This is a genomic window from Serratia sp. CY47280 (assembly GCF_052168655.1).
Lineage (GTDB): Bacteria > Pseudomonadota > Gammaproteobacteria > Enterobacterales > Enterobacteriaceae > Serratia > Serratia bockelmannii.
The window spans coordinates 117698-139205 of the sequence record NZ_JBJNMG010000004.1; the positions used below are offsets into that span (position 1 = coordinate 117698).

Below are 21508 nucleotides of genomic sequence, written 5' to 3' on the forward strand. Positions count from 1 at the left end.
GAGGGGGAGCGACGGATTTCCCCCGGCCTATAAGGATGACAGGGGGAATGTACTGTGAACTGCACGCAGTTAAACGGTTTCATCCGATAGAGTTAAACAGCTTTTGATAGGTTTCCATAATTCGCGCTTTATCCGAACTGATATAGCTCGCTTTTTCAATATACTGCAGCACTTCCCTGGCATGAACACCGGCTGCTGAGGCATAAAGGTCCGGCCATGCCTGGCTGAGCATCGCTATCCCCTTCAGCAACCTTAGCTGAACTTCTCGCATAGCGGCGCCATCGCGGGCAATCGGTGAAAAAAAGTCGTCAAGCAGGTTGAAGGTGGAAAGAGGAGAGATATGAATAGCCGGATAGCGAACGGTATTTTTCTGGTCTATATGTCGCCCATATTCCGACAGCACTCTGACTCCTCGTCCAATGACATCAATAGCTGTGCCCGGATCATTTACAGCCGGAGAGAGTGCTCGGCAGGCAATCTCTGCCAGTACGCATAGGCAGAATCTGGGATCCTGATTAAATGAACGCACATCTGAAATGCTGAGCGTTGACAATACATCAGGAATAAGTTTGCTGTTAGCGTTGTTGGTGACATACATCACGGGGTGCGAAGGATGCACAAAACTGCCAGGTTGGCCAACCAGATAGACATGAACGGGACTGTCGGAGAGTGCGGAGGCTAGCTTACCGATATCGATATGTTCAATGTAACCGATATCTTTCGGATAAACTGCAATCGTCCCCGCAGGTTGAGTGTCACTTTCAAGCCAGGGATACCCGCCTAAACAAGGATCCTGAGCCCGAGAAATGAAAGCTTCTATAGCGGCCCGCTCTACTCGGGCCGTTGTTTCTCCTACTCGGCCAAGAGACGTTAAATGCTGTATCCAGCGGAGAAGAGTTATTAAGATAAGGGCGATAACCACCAGAGTTACTGCAAATAAAATCACTCTGCCTCTTTCACCGTAAGCCCCCATGTTGAGTGCAATAATGCCGACAAGGCTGAAAAGAAAAGAACCAATGAACGTCGCCAGCACGTTTTGGGTCGTCACATCTTCGACAACCAGCCTGGTTGCTCGAGGAGTCACATTTGTTGTGGCAGAGCCATATGCTGTCACCATAATACTCAAAGAGAACGTAGTAACTGCCAGCATACTGGACGCAAGAATGTTCAAGATATTGTCGACGGCTTCGGCCCCGACTTTTACTGAAAATGATGGTGGTATCATCGACTTAAAAAGGATCGAGATCAGTGCAGTGACAACGGCGGCTATGGCGAACAACGTCGCTCTAAACCAGAGCTTTTTAAAGGTTTGTCCCACTACCCATTGCCAGCGAGAAATCATTGCACGCTCCTTTTCGTCCTTTGTCAGAAAAGATTGCCCCAAGGGGCAATCTTTATCGAATTAGCGAACCAGATGCAGAAAATGAAGATGTTTTTCATACTGGTCAAGAATATCGTTGATTAATTGTTCCTGATTCCAGCCCATAACATCATAGTTCTGCCCACCTTCCTTCAGATAGACTTCGGCACGATAATATTTGTGTTGTTCGGCCTGCTGTTCATCATTATCCAGTGCGGCAAGCGCAAACGTGGGTGAATTATAGCCACGCAGTCTGACCTCATAGATGAAGTTGAGCTCATTTCCCAAATCAACTTCAAGATGAATGCGATCATCATGAGTGTCGTTGATGTGACTGAGTGTACCTTGCTTATTCAACTCTTCCTGGACAAGTCCCATTGCTGGTTGAATAACGTCATCCATGAAACGTTTGACGAGTGAGCGTTTAGGCAGGTAGGCAATATTACGCAATCTACGCTGCCATGGTATCGGATTACGCGCTGCAGTCGGCGCAATGGTAGCCATGCTTTGGCTCTCTTTTTTAGTAAGGTCGCGGCGCAATGCCTTGAGCAATCCATATATTGAAATCAGCAGGATCACCGAAAACGGCAGTGCGCTGGCAATCGTGACCGTTTGCAGCGCACTCAGCCCACCTGCGACCAGAAGTGCGATAGCGACAATGCCCATCAGCGATGCCCAAAAAATTCGCTGCCAGACCGGAGTATTGCTTGAGCCACCAGAAGCCAGGGTATCGACCACCATGGCGCCGGAATCGGCCGAGGTCACAAAGAAAACAATCACCATTGCCATGGCAATAAACGAAAGTACGGTAGAGAATGGAAAGTGCTCAAGAAAGTTAAACAGGGCCAGAGCCACATCCTGTTGCACGGTCGTTGCGAGGTCAGTTGCACCCTGAGTCATGATGAGATATATGGCGCTGTTGCCAAATACGGTCATCCACATAAGTGTGAACCCCGCAGGAACGAACAGGACACCAGTAACAAATTCTCGTATTGTTCTGCCACGAGAAACTCGAGCGATAAACATCCCCACAAAAGGAGACCAAGATAACCACCATCCCCAATACAATAATGTCCAACCGCCCAGCCAGTTGCTGGATTTAGGCTCATAGGCATACAGATTGAATGTTTTACTGACCAGCTCAGAAAGATAGCCACCTGTATTTTCGACGAAAGACTTTAACAACAAAACTGTTGGCCCTAATAGCAAGACCAGTGTCAGCAGCAATAAGGCCAAACCAAGATTAAGTTCAGAGAGTATGCGTATACCTTTATCCAGACCGGAAACCACAGATATTGTGGCAAGCCCGGTAATGATAATGATCAATATAACCTGAACGGTTTCATTAATCGGAACGCCAAAGAGATGGTTAAGTCCAGCATTTACCTGCAATACACCATATCCTAAAGAGGTGGCCACCCCGAAGACGGTGCCAATAACGGCAAAAATATCGACAGCATGGCCGATGGGGCCATGTATGCGGTCACCAATTATAGGATAGAGAGCGGAACGAAGCGTGAGCGGTAGGCCATGACGATAGCTGAAAAAGGCCAGAATCAACGCTACAATTGCATAGATAGCCCAGGCATGAAGCCCCCAATGGAAAAACGTCAGGCGCATCGCTTGCTTGGCTGCTTCAATGGTTTCGGGCGATCCGACCGGAGGGGAAAGATAGTGCATGACAGGCTCCGCCACTCCAAAGAACATTAGCCCTATACCCATCCCGGCAGAAAAAAGCATCGCGAACCAGGAATGATAACTAAAATCAGGCTGAGCATGATCTGGCCCGAGTTTTATGTCACCATAACGTGATAGCCCAAGAAATGTTACGCTAAGAAGTATTAGTGCGACAGCCAAAATGTAAAACCAACTGGCATTTGTGAAGATTTGCTGTTGCAGGATTTTAAAGTTCCTGTCAGCAATATCAGGGAAGATTGCTGCAAACGCGACTAGAAGAAAAATTAACAAAGCAGACGTGATAAATACCGCTTTGTTAATCTGGCTCTTTGAAGTCTTTGGGATAGTATCGGTCTCACTCATATGTTTTGTTCATTCCATTTTGTGTAAACACGGCCCCAGATGAGAGGTGTAATCGACACTATTGTAGCAAGATTTCTCTTGTCTTTGCAGGTGACGTATCTATGGCGTGTGTGCCACAGTCGAGTGTTTTGTAATACAAAAACAGTTATAAGTAGATTGGTGGATTATATGGCTGAGGTGGCAAATAATAAGAAAACCCACTGAATATTGGGTTTTCTTATTGTCTTTACGTTATATTTTTCTATGGCATCAGTGATGTAAGGGTGAGTGGTGAACCGATTAATAGTATAAATAGCAGTAAGCTTCCAATGGTTATTGCAGTCGCTAAATCACTTTTCATAATGGATATCCCCGATGTTATTTGGTCAACGTGCCAACGAACTCTAAAGCGGTTCGATATAGCAGAAACTGATGGTTATCTGGCGTTTTTTCCATCTCTTTAACTAGCTGTGACAGGATGTTTGCTGTGTTGATAGTCCGTTTTCGAACGATGAGATCAATCACGCATCGACCGAGCACTTTCTCCATTTCATCCAACTGCTGTGCATCGTTGTCGGTAAGATAATGGATACTCATAATACCTCCAAAGCGAGCGACCTCGCTTCATTAGCCTGGGCAAGTACTTGAGTGTGGGCAAGCACTTGTCATAGGTTAAAGGATCTCCAACCAGTTGTTGTTTAATGGAAAGCCCGCTAGAGCGGGCTAAGAGAAGCCATTCCCACAAATCAAGTATTACAAGGGGGGACAACCCCGAATGACCCTTTTAGGTTAGGAGTATTCCTATTGCTGGGCAAGTTAGAATGAGGCTTGACTAGGAAGTTTGGGATAAACCTCATAAAAAAATCCCGCACTGAGGCGGGAAAGGTGATGATGCTAGCTACATGAATTTCCTGATTTTGACGATAAGAGGCTGTTTGTCGTCGATTGGCGACAGTACCCTACATAGAGAAGGTGAACAAGGATAAAGAGAGATGCTTAAGAAAATATAAGCTATGAAATTGGCAAAGTGAGAGCCATATACTAGCGGTGTTGGCCGCTAATGTGATGACTTTGCTAGTTTTTCAATGTTTTTTTCGGCTGTTTTGACTCATTGACTCGCAACGAAAGCAATGGCTGCGACCAGCAAGAAATGAAGAAGGATGCATCAATATAGACTGATTTGTCTTTTGGCCTAGCTTTCAAATAGCAGATGCAAAATGATTTCTGTACTAAACTAATCAGTAAATCCCATTTACAACGGACGGTTTCGTGGGGCAGCACTCTGAACTGGGTAAGGCACTCGGGAGGGCACCATGAGTTACCAACATATTGTGATTGCGGTTGATCTCAATGGAGATAACCAGAGTTTATTGGAAAAAGGCGCAGTGTTAGCCAATGCGTACAATGCGAAGCTGTCATTAATTCATGTCGATATTCATCATGCGCCTTATTATTCGGCGTTGGGTCTTCAGACGAATCACTACAGCGGTGAAATGCCTGCTGAGGTTCAAATTAAAAAGCAGTTAGCGGATCTTGCACTCTGCTCATCTTATCCTATACCGGACGTCATTGTAGTTAGCGGCGAGTTGCTTCCTGAGTTGAAGAGAGAAATTCGTGAGCGAGGAATAGACTTACTCATTTTTGGCCACCATCATGATGTTTGGAGTAATATCTTATCTACGACGCGTAAAGCGATTAATAATCTGGATGTTGATATTTTAGTCATTCCATTGCAAAGCGAATAGGAGGCTTTATGAACTATCAACACGTCGCCGTAGCAACATCACTGCTTGATGAGGAGCATATTCTTATCGATAAAGGTGTTGAGCTCGCATCGACCCTAAGTGCAAAACTCTCTTTGATTTATGTCGACGAGAATCATTCATATTACTATTCTGAGCTAGGTCGCCCTGTGCAGAACTTCTCTGAGTCTCGCTTCGAGGAGAAGATAAGACGTGAGATGATGCCTATTATTAAGTCTGCAAATTACCCTATATCAGAGATTATTATAAGGCGTGGTGAGCTAACTTTTGAGTTAAAAGCTGCTGCGGAAGAGAAAGGTATCGATTTGTTTGTTTTTGGTCATCACCAAGACATATGGAGTAATCTGTTCTCTTCCGCGAGAAATGCTATTAATGTACTTGATACTGATGTTTTAGTTATTCCATTGAAGCGCTGAGTGAAGACGTCATTTTAAAACATAGATAGACCTCACGAGGTATTCATTCTTGGTCGATATTATTATAGGTGGTTTGTGAGCTTGCTTTAGGTCTCGAACGTTTCTCCCTATTAATTAACGAGCCATTCATCGTCGTTATACCTGTCGCGGTGGCCAATAACGGTCAATATAGGTCAGTATGTCCATTTGATTGAAAAACAAACTAAAAAGCTCTCCCACCACACAACAACGCCTTGTTGCCACCCCGGTAAATATTCACATAATAGGGCGCTACCGAAGTTCACACAGTCCCGGCCAGCGTTGACCGGACACAAAGAGGTAGCGTTTTATGTTGATCGTTTCCAACCCCACCCCATCTACCCCGTCGCCGGTGCTTCAGAATGGCTACACCCCGCGTGAGCGCTTTATCCGCCTGCCGGAAGTGCTCTACACCACCGGTCTGTCCCGTTCCACCGTGTACGAGATGATGAGCCGCAAGCAGTTTCCGGTACAAGTTTCCCTCGGCGGTAAAAATGTCGCCTGGCTGGCCTCCGAGGTCGAGCAGTGGATGGACGAACGTATCGCCAACCGTCACCAGGGGAGCGCTGAGTGATGCAGTTAACCCTCGGTCGACACTGTTTTACCCTGAGCGGCAACGACGCCTTGTTTGTGGCCGAAGCCATCTTGTTGCAGCGCAAGCACCCGGATATCGTCTTGCCTGAACATCGCAGTGAAAAACACGGTGTGATTTGCCTGACGAACCGGCAGGCAGAGTTGCATCGTATCTGTGCTGACGAAGTGGTTGATCACAATGCGATCGATTGAACGTCCGAGGGCGTCTTACGGCTTGCCCCCACGTCCGGCCCTGCGCTATAGTCCTCCCGCTGCCGCAAAATCGGCAGCCGGGCGTAGGAACCCGTGTATCTCTAAGGCGACACAACACGCGCCAGGCGTGTTTTTTTATGTCGCAGCCTTTGCTTGCTCATTTTTTGTGCGGTGGATGTTATGCTATCGCAGCAGTCAATCAATGGTGGCTCAGGCGGGGCAGCCTTCGGGCTGGCCGGTATTCTTAGAGGCCGGTATTCCTACCCCCGTCTGGGCTACCACCCATAAGTGTAGGAACTTCGGTGGTAGCAATAACCTTTACTCTAAGGAGGCTGCCACCATGGCTACGACCCTCATCCCGACTCACCCGACATTCTGCTTCCTGTTTGCGGCCGTGCGTCGTTCTGCGCTGACGGCTTCACCGCGTATGGTGCGCACCGTGGCGGATTCTGAGCACAACGCCCGCCGTCTGCTGGCCCGTGATTATGTGTTGTCCTTTGCCGGTCGTCTGCCGGTTAAGGCGGTAGCATGAATACCCTGGCCGACCGCTACTACCGCGACACCCATTACCCTATTCCGCACGCCGATTTTCTGCGTCTTCAGCATGCGCACGCCACCGGCGTGCTGTTCCTCGACTTGCTGGACACCCTCGACCTCGGCGGGCAGCGCCCCGATGCCATGCAACAGGCGTCGTTTGCCTCGGTTATTGCCTTGCTGACCGACCAGCTCGGCCACGTCGTCAACACCTGTGAAACCCAAATTCTTGCCCGCATGGAGGCCACCGCCGCATGAACACCCAATCCTGTCTACCGATTGAAGTCCGTACCGCCGTTTTCCGCCGCGCCGTGGCGCAGGCCTACCTGGATACCTGTGCCTTTTACCGGGTGAGCCTCGGGTACACGCTGGACGAGCTTCAGATGACGATTGCCTTGCGCCTGGAAGGGCACTTTGTGCGTCAGTACGGCGCAGAGGACGGCATGGACATGGCGTGCACCATGCTGAGCGACATGGTGCAGCCGGACGTTCTGGTGGCCGCGCCGCGCCTGACCGCGCTGGGGCAAAAGATGATGGACGAGCTGTGCTGCGAGCGCCTGTCGGCGGCACAGCATGCCACCGTACACTGAGGAGAAGAGCATGAGCGCCCAGTTCGTTTCCCAGACCGTACGCACCGCCACCGGCCACTGGCCGGTGATACTCCCGGCTCTCGGTATCGCCTTGCAGCCGAATGGCAAGCCGCAGCCGTGTCCGACCTGTGGCGGCAAAGACCGCTTCCGCTTCGACAACCAGGACGGGCGCGGCACCTGGTTCTGCAATCAGTGCGGGGCCGGTGACGGCCTCAACCTGGTGGAAAAGGCCCTGTCACTGTCTGCCCGGGCCGCTGCCGAACAGGTGGCTGCCGTGATGGGAGAGAACGCCAACGCCTTGCCTCCGACCGCTAAGGCCGGTCATGCGCCACAAGACAAGGCCGAGGCTCAGCGCAAGGCCGCGCGACAGGCACAGGTTCTGGTGGCTGCCGCTCAGTGCAAAAGCGGCAATGCCTACCTGAGCGCCAAAGGCTGGCCGGAGGCAGCAACCCTGACCCTGCACGGCCAGCCGCTGCGCGTTGGCGGTATCACCTTCCGGCCCGGCGACCTGCTGTTGCCGCTGCATAATGCCGGGGGAGAAGTGGTTAACGTGCAGCTGATTAACGCCGCCGGTGACAAGCGCATGTTGGCAGGCGGGCAGATGAAAGCCGCCTGCCACACCCTCTGCGGCCCGAACAACGCGGTTATCTGGCTCACCGAAGGCTATGCCACCGGCCTCACCGTGCACCGCCTGACCGGTGAAACGGTATGCGTGGCACTCAGCGCCAACAACCTGACGGCGGTGGCGGAGCAACTGCGCAGCCACTACCCGGATGCGCGGCTGCTGCTGGCAGCCGATAATGACCGCAGCGGCACCGGACAGACCCGCGCCACCGAGGCGGCCACACTCACCGGCGGCACTCCGGCACTGCCGCCCACGGAAGGCGACTGGAACGACATTTATGGCCGGGAGGGGGCAGACGCCACGCGTGCCCAGCTCCAGGCATTCAGCCAGCCGCCACAACCGAGCCCGTTCGACACGCTGAGCGATGCCGACCTCAAAGCCATGAGCGCCAGCGAGAAGGCCGAACTGCTGGCCGAGCACTACGGCAACACCCTGGCGGTGCCACCGGTGGGGGAAGAGCTGTGCCGCTACACGCGCGGCGCCTGGCAGGTACTGCCACACCGGCAGCTGAGCCGGGAGATTGCCGCGCTGTTCCAGAAAGTGCGCGCGCCGTTCTCCGCTGCGGGTATCAACAGCATTTTGGACACCCTCAAACTGATGGTGCCGCAGATGGGCGAACCGGCCCGCCGGTTGATTGGTTTTCGTAACGGGGTGTTTGATACCGTCAGCGGGCAGTTTAGCGCCCACCGCCAGGAACACTGGTTGCGCACCGTCAACAGCGTGGATTACACGCCGCCGCGCGCCGGGGAGAACCTGGCCGACCATGCGCCGCACTTCTGGCAGTGGCTGACGCGGGCCGCCGGAGGCAATCACGACAAACAGGAGCGTATCCTCGCGGCACTCTTTATGGTGCTGGCCAACCGCTACGACTGGCAGCTGTTCCTTGAAGTGACCGGCCCGGGCGGCAGCGGCAAGAGCGTGATGGCGGCTATCGCCCGGCTGTTGGCAGGTAGTGACAACACCACCTCCGCCACTATCGACAACCTGGAGTCGGCGCGCGAGCGTGCCAGCGTGGTCGGCTACTCGCTGATTATCCTGCCCGACCAGGAGAAGTGGAGCGGTGACGGGGCGGGCATCAAGGCCATCACCGGCGGCGATGCGGTCGCCATCGACCCCAAATACCGCGACGCCTATGCCGCCTACATCCCGGCGGTGATACTGGCGGTCAACAACAATCCGATGCAATTCAGCGACCGCAGCGGCGGCGTCTCCCGGCGGCGGGTGATTATCACTTTTCCAGACGCGATACCGCTGGCCGAGCGCGACCCGCAGCTGCTGGACAAAATCAACCAGGAGCTGGCGGTGATTGTGCGTCACCTGATGCAGCGCTTTGCCAACCCGAACGAGGCCCGTACCTTACTCCAGGCGCAGCAAAGCTCGGACGAGGCGCTGACCATCAAACGCCAGGCTGATCCGCTGGTCGATTTTTGCGGTTACCTGACGGTGCTCGGCACCCCGGAAGGGATGATGATAGGCAATGCCAACATTACCCCGCCGAACCCGCGCCGTTACCTGTACCACGCCTACCTGTCGTTTATGGCCGCACGGGGCTATCAGCATGTGATGAACCTGACGGCGTTTGGCCTGGCGGTACCGCAGACGCTGAGAGAGTATGAGAAAACCCTGCTCAAGCGTAAAACCAGACTGGGGATGCAAACCAATGTGGTATTGAGCGAAGAGTGCGAAGCGGACTGGCTGCCGAAGTGCGAAACGGTGTGATGATCGGCCGGGCCGATCAATAGACCTTTATTGATCTGCCGAACCCATTGGACGCTCAATCGTTGCACCGCCTATAGTGACATTGAAAGATATGCAGCAACACCAGGGCATTACCTCGGCCGTACTACGGCCGACCTAATAATGACAAGCGCTCCCCAAACCGGCTCAGGCCGGTTTTTTTGTGTCTACATCTCTAGGTTACCATCAAAGCGTAGCACGGGGGTTACACTAAGTGAGATAAAAATATTTATTTTATTTTTAAAATCAATCATATGCATGGTGTGTGTTGGTTGGCCTTTTACAAGAAATCGGAAACATACTCTTGATCAAGAGGGACTAAAAGATTTCTAAAGTATGTATTTAATAATCAAAAGATTCCTTTGATGATGAGCGTTTTTATAGTGGCTGCAGTATTCGACATTCAGCAAAAAAGTTCAAATATGCGAACCATTCCTCATAGTTATGCTTGCAAATGTCGATTTTTTACGACAGGTTACATATGTGTTAATTAGTTACGTGTTGTAACTATAAAACTTAACATAAAAAATCTCACGCTAGACGGCGCACCCCGGTGTTAAGCAGTTGAACAACTAACTTTACCGGGCATCAACGAAGGGGTTGGATTGCATGAATGAATTTGTCAATGCCGTCAACGGCGTGATCTGGAGCCAGGCGCTCATTTATCTGTGTTTGGGAACCGGCCTTTATTTTTCTTTGCGTACCCGTTTTTTGCAACTGCGTCATCTGAAAGGGATGGTACGTTTGATATTCCAAGGCAAAGCGAATGCCGCCGGGGTATCTTCATTCCAGGCGTTATCCATGACTCTGGCAGGGCGAGTGGGAACCGGTAACATTGCGGGGGTTGCGACCGCTATTACCTTCGGTGGTCCGGGGGCATTGTTCTGGATGTGGATGGTTGCGTTTCTGGGGGCCAGTTCAGCTTTTGTAGAGTCGACATTGGGTCAGGTTTATAAAGAGAAGTTGGATGGTGAGTATCGTGGCGGCCCTGCCTTCTATATTGAGAAAGGGCTGGGCATGAAGTGGTACGCTTGGATTTTTGCCCTCGCCACCATTTTCTCTTGCGGCGTGTTGCTACCGGGCGTACAGGCCAACTCCATCGGGGCCAGTCTGGATATTGCATTCGGTATCAGCCCAAATGTGACTGCAGCACTTATCGCTCTGTTGTTGGGGTTCATCATTTTCGGTGGGGTGAAGCGCATTGCGAGTTTTGCCGGTACCGTGGTGCCATTTATGGCACTGGGTTACATCATTGTGGCCTGCGTGATAGTAGCGCTCAATATTGACCAACTACCGGGTGTGATTCTGCTGGTCTGGAAAAGTGCGTTCGGTCTTGACGCCGGATTTGGCGCGATACTGGGGCTTGCGATCATGTGGGGTGTGAAGCGGGGTGTTTATTCCAACGAAGCCGCGCAGGGGACCGGCCCGCATGCGTCTTCCGCTGCTGCCGTCAGTCACCCGGCTAAGCAGGGGTTGGTGCAGGCGTTCTCTGTCTATATCGATACCTTGTTTGTCTGTTCCGCTACTGGCTTCATGTTGCTGATTACTGGCCTGTACAACGTTCAGGGGCCAGAGGGGGCAGCACTCTATACGGGAATTGCCGGTGTTGCCGCCGGCCCAGGATATGTTCAGACTGCGATGGAAAGTATGATGCCTGGTTTTGGTAGCTATTTCGTTGCTATTGCGCTTTTCTTCTTCGCGTTTACGACCATCGTGGCTTACTACTATATTGCAGAAACCAATGTTGCCTACCTCAATCGTAAGATACATCGCCCCTGGCTTACCTTTGTGCTGAAAATCGGGCTGATGGCCTCGGCCGTTTACGGCACGGTCAAGACAGCGGATTTGGCATGGGGATTGGGGGATATTGGTGTGGGGCTGATGGCGTGGCTGAACATCATCGCCATTTTGCTACTGCGTAAGACGGCGTTTACCTGCCTAAAGGACTATGAAAAACAACTTGCCGAAGGTGTTGACCCTGTATTCCACCCTGAGACGCTCGGTATTGAACGGGCTGACTATTGGGTTAATAACCGCGCTGAGGTAAATCGGATTCGTGAAGCAACAGGCAACATTGATGAAAATGCAGGTTTTCCCGGAAGATAGTGCATCATGAGGGACTTACATCATCTGATTATGCTTTCAGTCAACCGGCTTAGGCCGGTGTTTATGCAGGGATAAATACCACCTCCATAGGAGGTGGTCAGCAACATGTTGGCTCTGCCAGTAATGCTACCCATGGGAAAATACTTATCATCTATGTGGATAACGGATTCGGATTTTCCCATGGGTAGATTCCAGAAAGCATCTTATGTGCTCTGGTGTTGTCAATATCATTGTCGTGGTCAAGTAATACTGGCCACGGTTTTACAGTAAGAACGGTATCTGTTCTCTGATTCTTCTGGCGTCAGGCCCCTGTTTAATGATGAGGTCTGACGCTTTTATAGTGATTCAGGATATAACCGCCGATTTGACGCCGAGCCTCATCATTCCCTGCGTAACCATCTGTCGGAGCCCATTCTGTTTTCAGACTACGGAAGAAGCGTTCCATTGGGCTGTTATCCCAGCAGTTCCCTCGCCGACTGACGCTTTGCTTTAACTGTAACGCCAGAGAACTTGTTGATATTTAAGGCCGGTATATTGGCTTCCTTGATCACTATGGAACGTGACCTCCCGGGGTTGGCCACGCATCTCATAGGCCATCCGTAGGGCATTACTTACCAATGTTGTATCGGCATTCGCTGATAGCCTCCAGCCGATAATTCTGCGGGTAAGAAGCTCCATGACAACCGCCTGATAGCACCAGCGATGTCCTGCCCAGATGTACGTAATATCTCCGCACCATACCTGGTCTGGCTCCAGCACAGCGAACTGACGCTCGAGTAAATTCGGCAGGCATGTATGTTCCTGACGGGCATTTTTATACTGATGTTTTCCGGGCTGACAACTGCCCAGATTCAGGTATTTCATGAGACGCCCGGCACGGTAACGACTCATTGGGACGCCGTTCTAGGTCAGCATTTCAGCCAGAGTGCGTGCGCCAGCAGAGCCCCGACTCTGGTTCCATGCTTGGCGTATTTCGCTGTACAACCTGACTCGCGCTGAATTGACAGTATCGCGTCGTTTTCGCCAGTATCGGTAACTGCTACGGTGTATTCCCAGAGCGGAGCAAAGGGTAAGAACCGTGTGGCGGTCACTCAGTCTGGCAACTATCGTGAACCGTTCAGTGAGTAGGACATCAAGAGCTCGGTAGCTTTTTTAATATCGTATTCTGTTCCTCCAGGCGGCGAAACTGCTTTCCAGCTCGCAGATATGTTGCTGCTCTGCAGTAATGGGGGGCGCAGAGGGCGTGAACCCCTGACACTCTCGCCTGAGCTGGCGTACCCAGCTCTCAAGCGTGGTGGAGCCGACATTCATCGCCTCACTGGCTTGCCGATACGAGTATCCCTTATCAACAATCAGCTGTGCACATTCCAGACTGAACTCAGGGGTGAAAGTACGCTTAGTTTTCTTGTTCATTAAGTCATCTGTTTCATGTTGAGGTGAGAATATCACCTTTAATCAGGTGGCCATATTTACTGTGCCACTACATTTACTGTGCCACTACATCAGACAGCTATACCAACAATTGGTAACAATCATGTCGGTACTGAGAGATAAATTTTTGTATCTGTCATATCCTTATGCACTTAACATAAGCGGGTTCATTGTGGCAGGTAATTTGGACACAGCATGGTTAAAACCAAACAGATTTTAGTCGTCATTCATCTTTGTAGCTTTTTGGTTCTTCTTTATAGCCTTTCAATGATCCCACCACTGGCAGTAGCGCTATTGTATAAAGAAAAGAGCGTGTTTTCCTTTTTCTATACGCTGGCGATCGCTGGTATTTCCGGTGGCTTGGGGTGGTTCAGTACTCGGCAAGCGAAAGTGCAGCTACGCACTCAAGATGGTTTTCTGATTATCGTAATGTTCTGGTTACTGTTCTCTCTTATCAGTGCGTTACCATTGTGGCTCGATAACACTCTGAACATTAGTCTGGCCGATGCGATGTTTGAAGGGGTATCCGGTATCACGACTACGGGGGCTTCGGTGCTTAACGATGTATCGGACGTACCGAAGTCCTTTCTCTATTACCGTTCCCAACTCAATTTTATTGGCGGTCTTGGCGTTATTGTTCTGGCTGTGGCTGTATTGCCGTTGCTGGGGATCGGTGGTGCCAAACTTTATCAATCAGAAATGCCAGGTCCATTCAAAGAAGAGCGATTGACGCCTCGTTTGGCTGATACGTCGAAAAATCTATGGTTGATCTATCTCGGGTTGGGGTTAGCTTGTACCTTTGCATACCGAATGGCTGGTATGCCATGGTTTGACGCACTCTGTCATGGCCTTTCTACTGTTTCGTTGGGAGGCTTTTCCACTCGTAACGAAAGCTTAGGCTATTTCGATAGCTCAGCGGTAGAAATGGTCGGTGGCATTTTTTCTATCTTGGCTGCTGTCAACTTTACCCTATATTTCGTTGTCGTTGGTCGTCGAAGCTTGAAGCCCCTGTATCGTAATACGGAACTGCGTTTCTTCTTACTGGTACTATCTATTATTGCTGTGATTGTGTGTATTGAGCTTTATCGTTCCGGTATGTACGATGTGAAAGATTCCTTTGTGCACGGTTTTTTTCTTACTAGTTCAATGATGACAGACAATGGCCTAGCCACTGCTGACTACGCTAAGATGCCTTCACATACCATCATGTTATTGCTGGCAGCCAGCTTTTTTGGCGGCTGCGTCGGTTCAACATGTGGAGGGATCAAAGCACTGCGTTTTTTGATTATGTATAAGCAAAGTAGGCATGAAATCAATCAACTAGTACATCCTAATGCAATTTTCACCATTAAGGTAGGCAATGTACCGATCCAAGATCGGGTTTTGCGTTCAGTATGGAGTTTTTTCTTTCTCTATATCTTATTCAGTTGTTTCTTTATCTGGCTGCTTAACCTGATGGGGTATGACATGATCACTTCATTCGCCACTGTTGCTGCCTGCATCAACAACATGGGGTTGGGATACGGTGAAACTGCTGCCGGATTTGGAACGATGAGCGATGCGGCCAAGTGGCTAATGTGTGCCGCGATGTTGCTTGGGCGTCTTGAGATCTATCCAATGCTTATCCTTTTCTCGCGGACTTTTTGGCGTTTCTGATTGTAGTGAGATTGAGTTATATATCTCGATAACTCTAATTCATATCATGGTAAAGTCTTTTTCGTAAAGAGCGTTTTCGTTGAGATTATATGATTGTCTGGCGTGGTTTTATGTGTCTAGATAATACAACTAACTGATTGTGAAGCTATTCTATGGGCAAGGGTGTAATTCAATGATATAAAATGGCCATCTAAGTTTTGGGTACCAAAGATGGCCATTTTATTTTAAATAATAGATTCTAATCTTTGTCTTGCCTGACTTGTCAGACGCTTAATACCTAGTGACTTTGCCATTTCCGAGACCTTATTTTCACATTCAATACTCAAAGCCAATGCGCGCAATTCTTCACATGGTATCGCATCAACCTGCCGAACATCAGCATCGGTTGAAGGTAAACGGAAGGAATTCCAGTCCGCTCTTTGAGCTTCTGATAGCCAGATAAAATCTTCGCCAAAATGATCTGTCGCTACATGATAGTTTTGGTCAACAATCTCCATAACACGTTCTCGAATCAATCTACCTGCCCGGCTAAAGCCATGTACACGCGCTATGCGCTGTACTAGCGTTTTATCTAGAAGAGGGGACTCAAGATTAATCACCTCTGCGATGAGTATTTTTAGCGTTTCATCGTACTCTGCGATATAGAATCTCTCTGGATCAATTTTTCCCTGCCACTCCTTCAATTCATTTATAACATACTTATATGTTTTTCCAGCTTGAGCGGTTTCTAATGTCGCAGAATAAGCATATTTCAGTTCTGGCAATGGATCCTCCGCATCATCTTCCGCTGATACTGGATGGATAATGGGTTTAATATGCTTACCAGAAACAGATCTTTCTTCATCATTAGCAACCGGAATATATCCCTGCTCATCAGTTACGTCTGTACTACTATTTTCTATAGTGATTGGCTGATCCAGCTCATCTTTATCTGCATCTGCGATTTTTTCTTCCGCAGTTCTGGATTCCTCCAACAGACCATTAATCGCCATATCTAGCCTTTCTAGTGCGCCTTCTTTATCAACCCACCATTCTGTTGACCATAGTCGAAGCAGTTTCCAGCCTAGCCCCTGCAAAATCGTACTACGAACTTTATCACGGTCACGAGCAGTGGCTGCACTATGATAGGTAGCACCATCACATTCAATCCCCACTAAATAGTCTCCCGGTTTATCCGGATGCACGATACCCAAATCAATACGAAACCGTGATACGCCAATCTGTGGAACAACTTGCCATCCTTTTCTTCTTAGGCCATTTGCTACGGCCTCCTCAAACGGAGAGTCATAACTTCCTACCGAGCCGCGAACTGCTTGTGCCAGAGCTATCGGGCCGCGCTGAGCAAATTCAATAAAATGCTTCAGGTCAGCAACGGCTCGAGCGCTTGTACGATTGAGGTCTATAAAGGAAGGCTCAAAAGAGCTAAACACCATCATTTCCTGACGTGCGCGTGTAACAGCAACATTAAGACGGCGCCAGCCCCCATTTCGGTTCAGTGGTCCGAAATTCATCGACATGGTATTAGCGCCCGGCTCTGTAGGGCCATATCCAATACCAAGCATAATCAGATCTCGTTCATCCCCTTGGACTGTTTCAAGATTTTTAACTACGACAGGCTCTTCCAGTTCAGGTTGGAAGAATGGCTCAATTTCAGGATGTATTTGTCTGGCGCGGTCCAATAGATCATTAATCAGTTTCTGCTGTTCCGTATTGAGAGTGATTATGCCAATAGATTTACCAGATGCGATAAATTTTTTATCCTTCAGACGTTTCACTGTTTCAGAGACAATTGCCTCTGCTTCGGCCTGGTTATGACGTCCCTTACCTTTGGAATAGGTCCCTATTACTTTGCACCACTGAACGGAACTTTGTTTGGTTTTAGATGAGGGGAAGGTGATCAGATTACCGTCGTAATACTGATGATTGGAGAATGCAATCAAACTTTCATGGCGGCTACGATAATGCCAACTCAGACTGTGATTATACAGGCCTGCAGCCAGACATTCATCAAGAATGCTTTCCATATCTTCTTCAGTTTCATCGGTATCATTAGCCGCACGGTTGAAGAAACTGGTTGGTGGCATTTGTCGAGGATCACCTGCAATAACAACTTGTTTACCTCGGGCCATTGTACCAATCGCATCCCAAGGAGCTATCTGTGATGCCTCATCAAAAATCACTAGATCAAACAACGCCTGCTCTGAGGGCAAGAACTGAGCAACGGAGAGCGGGCTCATTAGCATGCAAGGAGCTAGCTTCGACATAGCATCGCCCATTTCAGCAGCCATTTGGCGAACTGGCTTATGACGCCGCGATTTCTGCAATTCATGTTTGAGCAGAGCAAAGCCCCCTTGCTTACTGACTTCATTTTTTGCTGGTATCACACCGCACAATCGTGCACGAATATAGCGAACCGAGAGCCTGGCAAGGCGGTCAGTGTGAATGCGGTACGCATCAATATCACTCATATGTTCTGCGGGTACAAAATTATGCAGCAGAGGTTCTGAGTCAATCACCCACGAAGCAAACCAGCGGCAATAAGCTGTCTCAAATAACTCCACCGCACTGATATCACTTGTGTCAAGTTGGATAATCGCATTGACCAGTGGTAATAAGCCTTCCCCAACGGCTTCTTCGCGAACTCGGCTCCAGTCACTCCAGGCTTTCAGAGATGATTGATGGTTCACGATGCCCAATGCGCAATCGCGAAGGGTTGCGATCTCCAAGTCATGTTCTAACGTTTTAATCAGATTACAGAATCTTGCTTTGGCTTCATTGAAAGCTGACACAGAGGCGAGCAGATTCTGGGTAAGCGTTGCAATAATGCCCTGAGAACCCAGTAAGTCATTAGCATCAATCAATAACGTTTTAACTGTGGAGCGAAGCTCTGCAAGTTGCTGAGGTGATGAAGCAAATTTACTTAATGCACTGCGAATGGTGTCGGCCAAGTCGAGGGTGTTCTGTAAGACGGAATAGTCAGTATCAAGACCACGCCATCCCGGCATAGTCGAAGTCAAAGGTATGCTCTCTGACAATCTCTGAGATAGAATTTGAAGCTTTTCAATAATAGGAAGGTCAACGGATAGATCGGGAATAGCATTAAGTAAATGTTGCCGGACCACCTCGAAAATAACTTTCTTACGGGCATGAGTTGCAAAAAACCAAAATTTCTTATCAGCCTCTGCAAGAGAGTTTCTGACCTGCAGAACATTTAAACTTTGCCAGTTATTTCCTGGATAAGCAACAGACAATTTTGATTTGGCTAATTCGATCTCTTTGAGAAGGCTGATTGCCATTTTCGTAGCTTCAATTCTACTAACAACATCTGGAGCGAACATAAAGCTCAGATCAGTACCTGCTGCTTTTGACAATGAATCGCAAAGAGAGGCCAGTTGAACAAGTTTATCAGGTTCATTTGATTCTAAAATGATTCCTGTTGCTTTAATTAGGTCTCCTGCAGCATTTTCTAGGTGCTTAATGTTATCCGGAATGGTCAGAGCTTCAGCAATAAGCAACGATTGCCATCCATTAGTCCAGTCAGTCTGGTTTATGCTTCCAAAATGCAGGTGATGTTGCTTAAAGGCATCTCGATTGAGTTCAAGACGTTTGGCGATTTCTCTGAATTCTGTCATTTGTTCAGAGGTATGCAATGTGCCTGTAACCCATGTGAATTGAGGTGTGACTATACTGGCATCTCTGATGACCCGTCCCATTGCTTGATGAAGTGTCAGCCCATTTGGCCATCGCTGATGCAATAGACGGACAACCTCATTTAACTTGTCACGTAGTCGTTGAACTTTGCTAGCTTCTTCTTCCCATTCACTGGTCGTGAGCATATCGCGGGCATCCCATGCTCGTTCCAGCTGTTTGAGAAAATCCATCTTTGACGTTTTACTGGAATGTAATTCCAGACAAAATTCGCCCAATCCTTGAGCTTCAAGTCTGCGATAGACCACATCAAGGGCCGCTTTTTTCTCGGCAACGAACAATACACGTCTTCCTAGAGCCAGATTATGTGCAATCATGTTGGCAATTGTCTGAGACTTACCGGTGCCCGGAGGTCCATCCAAAACAAAATCGCGACCTTTTGCAGAAGCTACCACAGCGGCAATTTGCGAGGAGTCTGCGGGTAATGGCAGGAAAAGCTCTTGAGTGCTTATAGCATCATCAAGTCTATTGACCTCAATTATCTCCCCGTTCGTCTCAAGGGCAACATTTTCTTGACCCCGCTCGATAAGGTATTTTACTAGAGAACTTTGCATCAGTTGCGGTGCTCTATCGATGAGGTCTTTCCACATCAAATATTTTGCAAAGGAGAAAGTACCAATCACGACGTCACGAGTAACCTCAAAACCTGGCATATCACGTACAGCGCGACGTACCACATTCCAGATACCATCTACATCGATGCCACTTTCATCTGTAGGTAACTCGCCATCAAGGCCGTTGATAGTCAGTGCAAAGTCATTGTGCAATAACTCGAGTAAGGTAAGGTTAAAGCGCGGCTCTTCTTCCAGCAAACGCATAGTCACACCAGAAACTACACTTTTTCGGTCTAGCTGAATCGGTAATAGAATAAGGGGGGCTAAGTAATTTCGTGTATCTTCAGCTGATTTTTTCCATTTCAAGAAACCAATTGCAAGAAACAGGGTATTGGCTCCCCCTTCTTCCAAGTCGCTTTTTGACTTTCGATACAGATCAATAAGTGATGATTCCAGGCGTTCTTTTTCGAGAGGTGATACAACTTCACCACGCTCCAAAGCCTGTTGGGCATACTCCTCCCGGAGGTCTGCATTTGTTTGCTGGCGATATAATTCCGCATCACGCCCCCCCAACTCGAGGTCAGGTAATGAGACAATACGGATTCGTTTTCCCTCTGCCAGTTTGTCTTCTAGGTAACCGGGATTAGCGCATATCAGTCGAATACTTTTAGCACTGTCAGGTAAATGCAATAAGCGGTTACGGGTCGTCAAATCGAGTAGTTTACGTTGCCACTGTACGAGACGGCCAGCGGCATCTTTCGTACCTTCCATCTCTATGTCAAGTTCAAAAGAAGGAAGTACAGGTGCATCTTCAAAGCCATGTCGAACATTCGGCTCTGAATCTAACCGACTTTCTAAGCGAGTGCTCCCCAGAGCCAGAGGGCGAATCTTTTGCATACGTGCGCGACGGGTATCAATGGCTGCGTGAAACTCCTCTTCAGTAAGATGCTTTAAAGCTTCCTCGAAAGCTTGAGTAAAGGAAGGAGGCTGTGCTTTAGTAACCAACGTAGTTTCAAACACTACCATTTCTTTTAAATCAACACGCTTACGGACAGAAGATACGTCGTCAGTAACTAGTTGTGCAAACTCTTGCGGTTGAAGCCAGAAACCAGCGAAAGCATGCCCTTCGCTAAGGATTACCAGAGCATTGAGCCCCATTTGCTCCAGGGTGGAGGCAAATAATAGCGTTGTATCTAGGCAGGTAGCGACTTTACCTTCTAGAATTGCACCAGGTGTGCGAATTTTCTGACCGTTCCGCTCAAAACTGGCGGGGGGGAGTGCATAGCTGATATTCAGGTTACAAACAGCTGTCCATAGTGCAGAAGCCATTTCCCACACGCGCGTTCGGGATTTACTTTCATAGCCATCCAACGCATCTTTTTTCCCAGCATTGCGCAAGACATCAGATGTAGCTTTGATAAGGCGATCTACAGCAGGATCATTCGGCATAATGAAAGAGGGCAGCAGTTCGGACATTGCATTGCCACCCCATTCATTCTTCGCTAAAGCCTCGAGAGGATAATGAAGCGTGAAGAGCTCTTTGTCACTTTGCCGCAAAGTTAACGTGACTTCGCAAATCACACTTTCAGTAAGTTCAGCCAGCCATTCCGCATTGAGCCTTACATCTCGTTCACGAATATCAATCGATGAACCAGGCAGCAGGCAGTCAATATTCCATTGCTTTGCTTCCAGCACCGACGGCGCTGTTTGCAGGTGCAACGTTAGATCTTGGTAGGTTTGATCGGATTCGTTATGCAAGACAAGCTCACGTAACATCGGAACAGCATTCTGGTGGGAGGTGAAGCCCAATTTTTGCGCGATACTTACCTGCGCCGTGATGCTCATAATAGCGCCTCTTCTGCTGGAAAACTGTTAATATTCAATTTGTTAAAGGTGTTATTCTTTTAAACAGGCATAAGGGGGGCAGTTGCTACGACAAAAATCAAAACCGCATAGCGCAAAATCCAATAGCTGGATATTAATGCAAAATGAAAAGCAACTATATGTAAAATCCACCGTCAAGAATAACGCCATAAGAATAGTCTTAGCCTATTGATACCATAAAGTATAAAGCGTTACTAATCTATAGATGCAGCTGCGTTTGCTATGGAATGAAAGTTATTTTTCTCCCATTTGATTGATATTAAAGCAAAAATATCAATTGAGATTTATTGGTGTGATAATGGAAAAGCATTAATTTACTGA

General features: G+C 48.8%; 14 protein-coding genes and 1 pseudogene. 10 read left to right on the plus strand and 5 right to left on the minus strand.

What is annotated here, in order from left to right:
* Positions 1-79: 79 nt before the first annotated feature.
* From ACJ8J4_RS17510 to ACJ8J4_RS17520, 3 genes are all read right to left on the minus strand, one after another.
* Positions 80-1342: a DUF2254 domain-containing protein gene (locus tag ACJ8J4_RS17510; RefSeq protein WP_021504135.1), complete on the minus strand. Its 1263-nt coding sequence runs from the start codon at positions 1340-1342 to the stop codon at positions 80-82.
* A 60-nt stretch (positions 1343-1402) separates the two neighbouring features.
* The gene (locus tag ACJ8J4_RS17515) at positions 1403-3400 is read right to left on the minus strand and encodes a BCCT family transporter (RefSeq protein ID WP_021504134.1); all 1998 of its coding nucleotides are present in this window, start codon (positions 3398-3400) and stop codon (positions 1403-1405) included.
* Positions 3401-3757: 357 nt separating this feature from the next.
* The gene (locus ACJ8J4_RS17520; protein ID WP_021504133.1) at positions 3758-3976 is read right to left on the minus strand and encodes a biofilm development regulator YmgB/AriR family protein; all 219 of its coding nucleotides are present in this window, start codon (positions 3974-3976) and stop codon (positions 3758-3760) included.
* A 716-nt stretch (positions 3977-4692) separates the two neighbouring features.
* Here ACJ8J4_RS17520 and ACJ8J4_RS17525 point away from each other — a divergent pair.
* The 9 genes from ACJ8J4_RS17525 to ACJ8J4_RS17565 all read left to right on the plus strand — a co-directional run bounded on the left by ACJ8J4_RS17525 (position 4693) and on the right by ACJ8J4_RS17565 (position 11954).
* Complete coding sequence (locus ACJ8J4_RS17525; protein ID WP_021504132.1) at positions 4693-5124, plus strand: universal stress protein; 432 nt, start codon at positions 4693-4695, stop codon at positions 5122-5124.
* A gap of 8 nt (positions 5125-5132) precedes the next feature.
* The gene (locus tag ACJ8J4_RS17530) at positions 5133-5558 is read left to right on the plus strand and encodes a universal stress protein (protein ID WP_021504131.1); all 426 of its coding nucleotides are present in this window, start codon (positions 5133-5135) and stop codon (positions 5556-5558) included.
* Positions 5559-5886: 328 nt separating this feature from the next.
* Positions 5887-6150 carry a helix-turn-helix transcriptional regulator gene (locus ACJ8J4_RS17535; RefSeq protein ID WP_021504130.1) on the plus strand — a complete coding sequence of 88 codons (264 nt, stop codon included), beginning with the start codon at positions 5887-5889 and terminating at the stop codon, positions 6148-6150.
* Positions 6150-6362, plus strand: coding sequence for a hypothetical protein (locus ACJ8J4_RS17540; RefSeq protein WP_021504129.1), 213 nt, complete (start codon positions 6150-6152; stop codon positions 6360-6362). Before ACJ8J4_RS17535 ends, ACJ8J4_RS17540 begins: the two co-directional genes overlap by 1 nt.
* On the plus strand, positions 6349-6894 hold the full coding sequence (locus tag ACJ8J4_RS17545; protein WP_071796749.1) for a host cell division inhibitor Icd-like protein: 546 nt from the start codon (positions 6349-6351) through the stop codon (positions 6892-6894). Before ACJ8J4_RS17540 ends, ACJ8J4_RS17545 begins: the two co-directional genes overlap by 14 nt.
* Entirely contained in the window at positions 6891-7154 is a 264-nt protein-coding gene (locus ACJ8J4_RS17550; RefSeq protein WP_021504127.1) for a hypothetical protein, read from the plus strand. The genes ACJ8J4_RS17545 and ACJ8J4_RS17550 overlap by 4 nt, the downstream gene beginning before the upstream one ends.
* Positions 7151-7486, plus strand: a complete 336-nt coding sequence (locus ACJ8J4_RS17555) for a DUF5375 family protein (RefSeq protein ID WP_086556834.1) — start codon at positions 7151-7153, stop codon at positions 7484-7486. The genes ACJ8J4_RS17550 and ACJ8J4_RS17555 overlap by 4 nt, the downstream gene beginning before the upstream one ends.
* A gap of 10 nt (positions 7487-7496) precedes the next feature.
* Positions 7497-9830, plus strand: a complete 2334-nt coding sequence (locus ACJ8J4_RS17560) for a primase-helicase zinc-binding domain-containing protein (RefSeq protein ID WP_021504125.1) — start codon at positions 7497-7499, stop codon at positions 9828-9830.
* Positions 9831-10457: 627 nt separating this feature from the next.
* Positions 10458-11954: an alanine/glycine:cation symporter family protein gene (locus ACJ8J4_RS17565; protein ID WP_021504124.1), complete on the plus strand. Its 1497-nt coding sequence runs from the start codon at positions 10458-10460 to the stop codon at positions 11952-11954.
* 239 nt (positions 11955-12193) lie between these two features.
* Here the strand turns inward: ACJ8J4_RS17565 and ACJ8J4_RS17570 are convergent.
* Positions 12194-13403, minus strand: a pseudogene (locus ACJ8J4_RS17570) (IS3 family transposase).
* Between the two features lie 177 nt (positions 13404-13580).
* Here ACJ8J4_RS17570 and ACJ8J4_RS17575 point away from each other — a divergent pair.
* The gene (locus ACJ8J4_RS17575) at positions 13581-15041 is read left to right on the plus strand and encodes a TrkH family potassium uptake protein (protein ID WP_021504123.1); all 1461 of its coding nucleotides are present in this window, start codon (positions 13581-13583) and stop codon (positions 15039-15041) included.
* Positions 15042-15265: 224 nt separating this feature from the next.
* Here ACJ8J4_RS17575 and ACJ8J4_RS17580 read toward each other — a convergent pair whose 3' ends face one another.
* Positions 15266-21148 carry a DUF3320 domain-containing protein gene (locus ACJ8J4_RS17580; RefSeq protein WP_021504122.1) on the minus strand — a complete coding sequence of 1961 codons (5883 nt, stop codon included), beginning with the start codon at positions 21146-21148 and terminating at the stop codon, positions 15266-15268.
* Positions 21149-21508 lie beyond the last annotated feature (360 nt).

Coding starts and splice junctions, on each gene's coding strand:
- ACJ8J4_RS17510 (WP_021504135.1), bottom strand. CDS start 1,342: ATGATTTCTCGCTGGCAATGGGTAGTGGGACAAACCTTTAAAAAGCTC.
- ACJ8J4_RS17515 (WP_021504134.1), bottom strand. CDS start 3,400: ATGAGTGAGACCGATACTATCCCAAAGACTTCAAAGAGCCAGATTAAC.
- ACJ8J4_RS17520 (WP_021504133.1), bottom strand. CDS start 3,976: ATGAGTATCCATTATCTTACCGACAACGATGCACAGCAGTTGGATGAA.
- ACJ8J4_RS17525 (WP_021504132.1), top strand. CDS start 4,693: ATGAGTTACCAACATATTGTGATTGCGGTTGATCTCAATGGAGATAAC.
- ACJ8J4_RS17530 (WP_021504131.1), top strand. CDS start 5,133: ATGAACTATCAACACGTCGCCGTAGCAACATCACTGCTTGATGAGGAG.
- ACJ8J4_RS17535 (WP_021504130.1), top strand. CDS start 5,887: ATGTTGATCGTTTCCAACCCCACCCCATCTACCCCGTCGCCGGTGCTT.
- ACJ8J4_RS17540 (WP_021504129.1), top strand. CDS start 6,150: ATGCAGTTAACCCTCGGTCGACACTGTTTTACCCTGAGCGGCAACGAC.
- ACJ8J4_RS17545 (WP_071796749.1), top strand. CDS start 6,349: ATGCGATCGATTGAACGTCCGAGGGCGTCTTACGGCTTGCCCCCACGT.
- ACJ8J4_RS17550 (WP_021504127.1), top strand. CDS start 6,891: ATGAATACCCTGGCCGACCGCTACTACCGCGACACCCATTACCCTATT.
- ACJ8J4_RS17555 (WP_086556834.1), top strand. CDS start 7,151: ATGAACACCCAATCCTGTCTACCGATTGAAGTCCGTACCGCCGTTTTC.
- ACJ8J4_RS17560 (WP_021504125.1), top strand. CDS start 7,497: ATGAGCGCCCAGTTCGTTTCCCAGACCGTACGCACCGCCACCGGCCAC.
- ACJ8J4_RS17565 (WP_021504124.1), top strand. CDS start 10,458: ATGAATGAATTTGTCAATGCCGTCAACGGCGTGATCTGGAGCCAGGCG.
- ACJ8J4_RS17575 (WP_021504123.1), top strand. CDS start 13,581: ATGGTTAAAACCAAACAGATTTTAGTCGTCATTCATCTTTGTAGCTTT.
- ACJ8J4_RS17580 (WP_021504122.1), bottom strand. CDS start 21,148: ATGAGCATCACGGCGCAGGTAAGTATCGCGCAAAAATTGGGCTTCACC.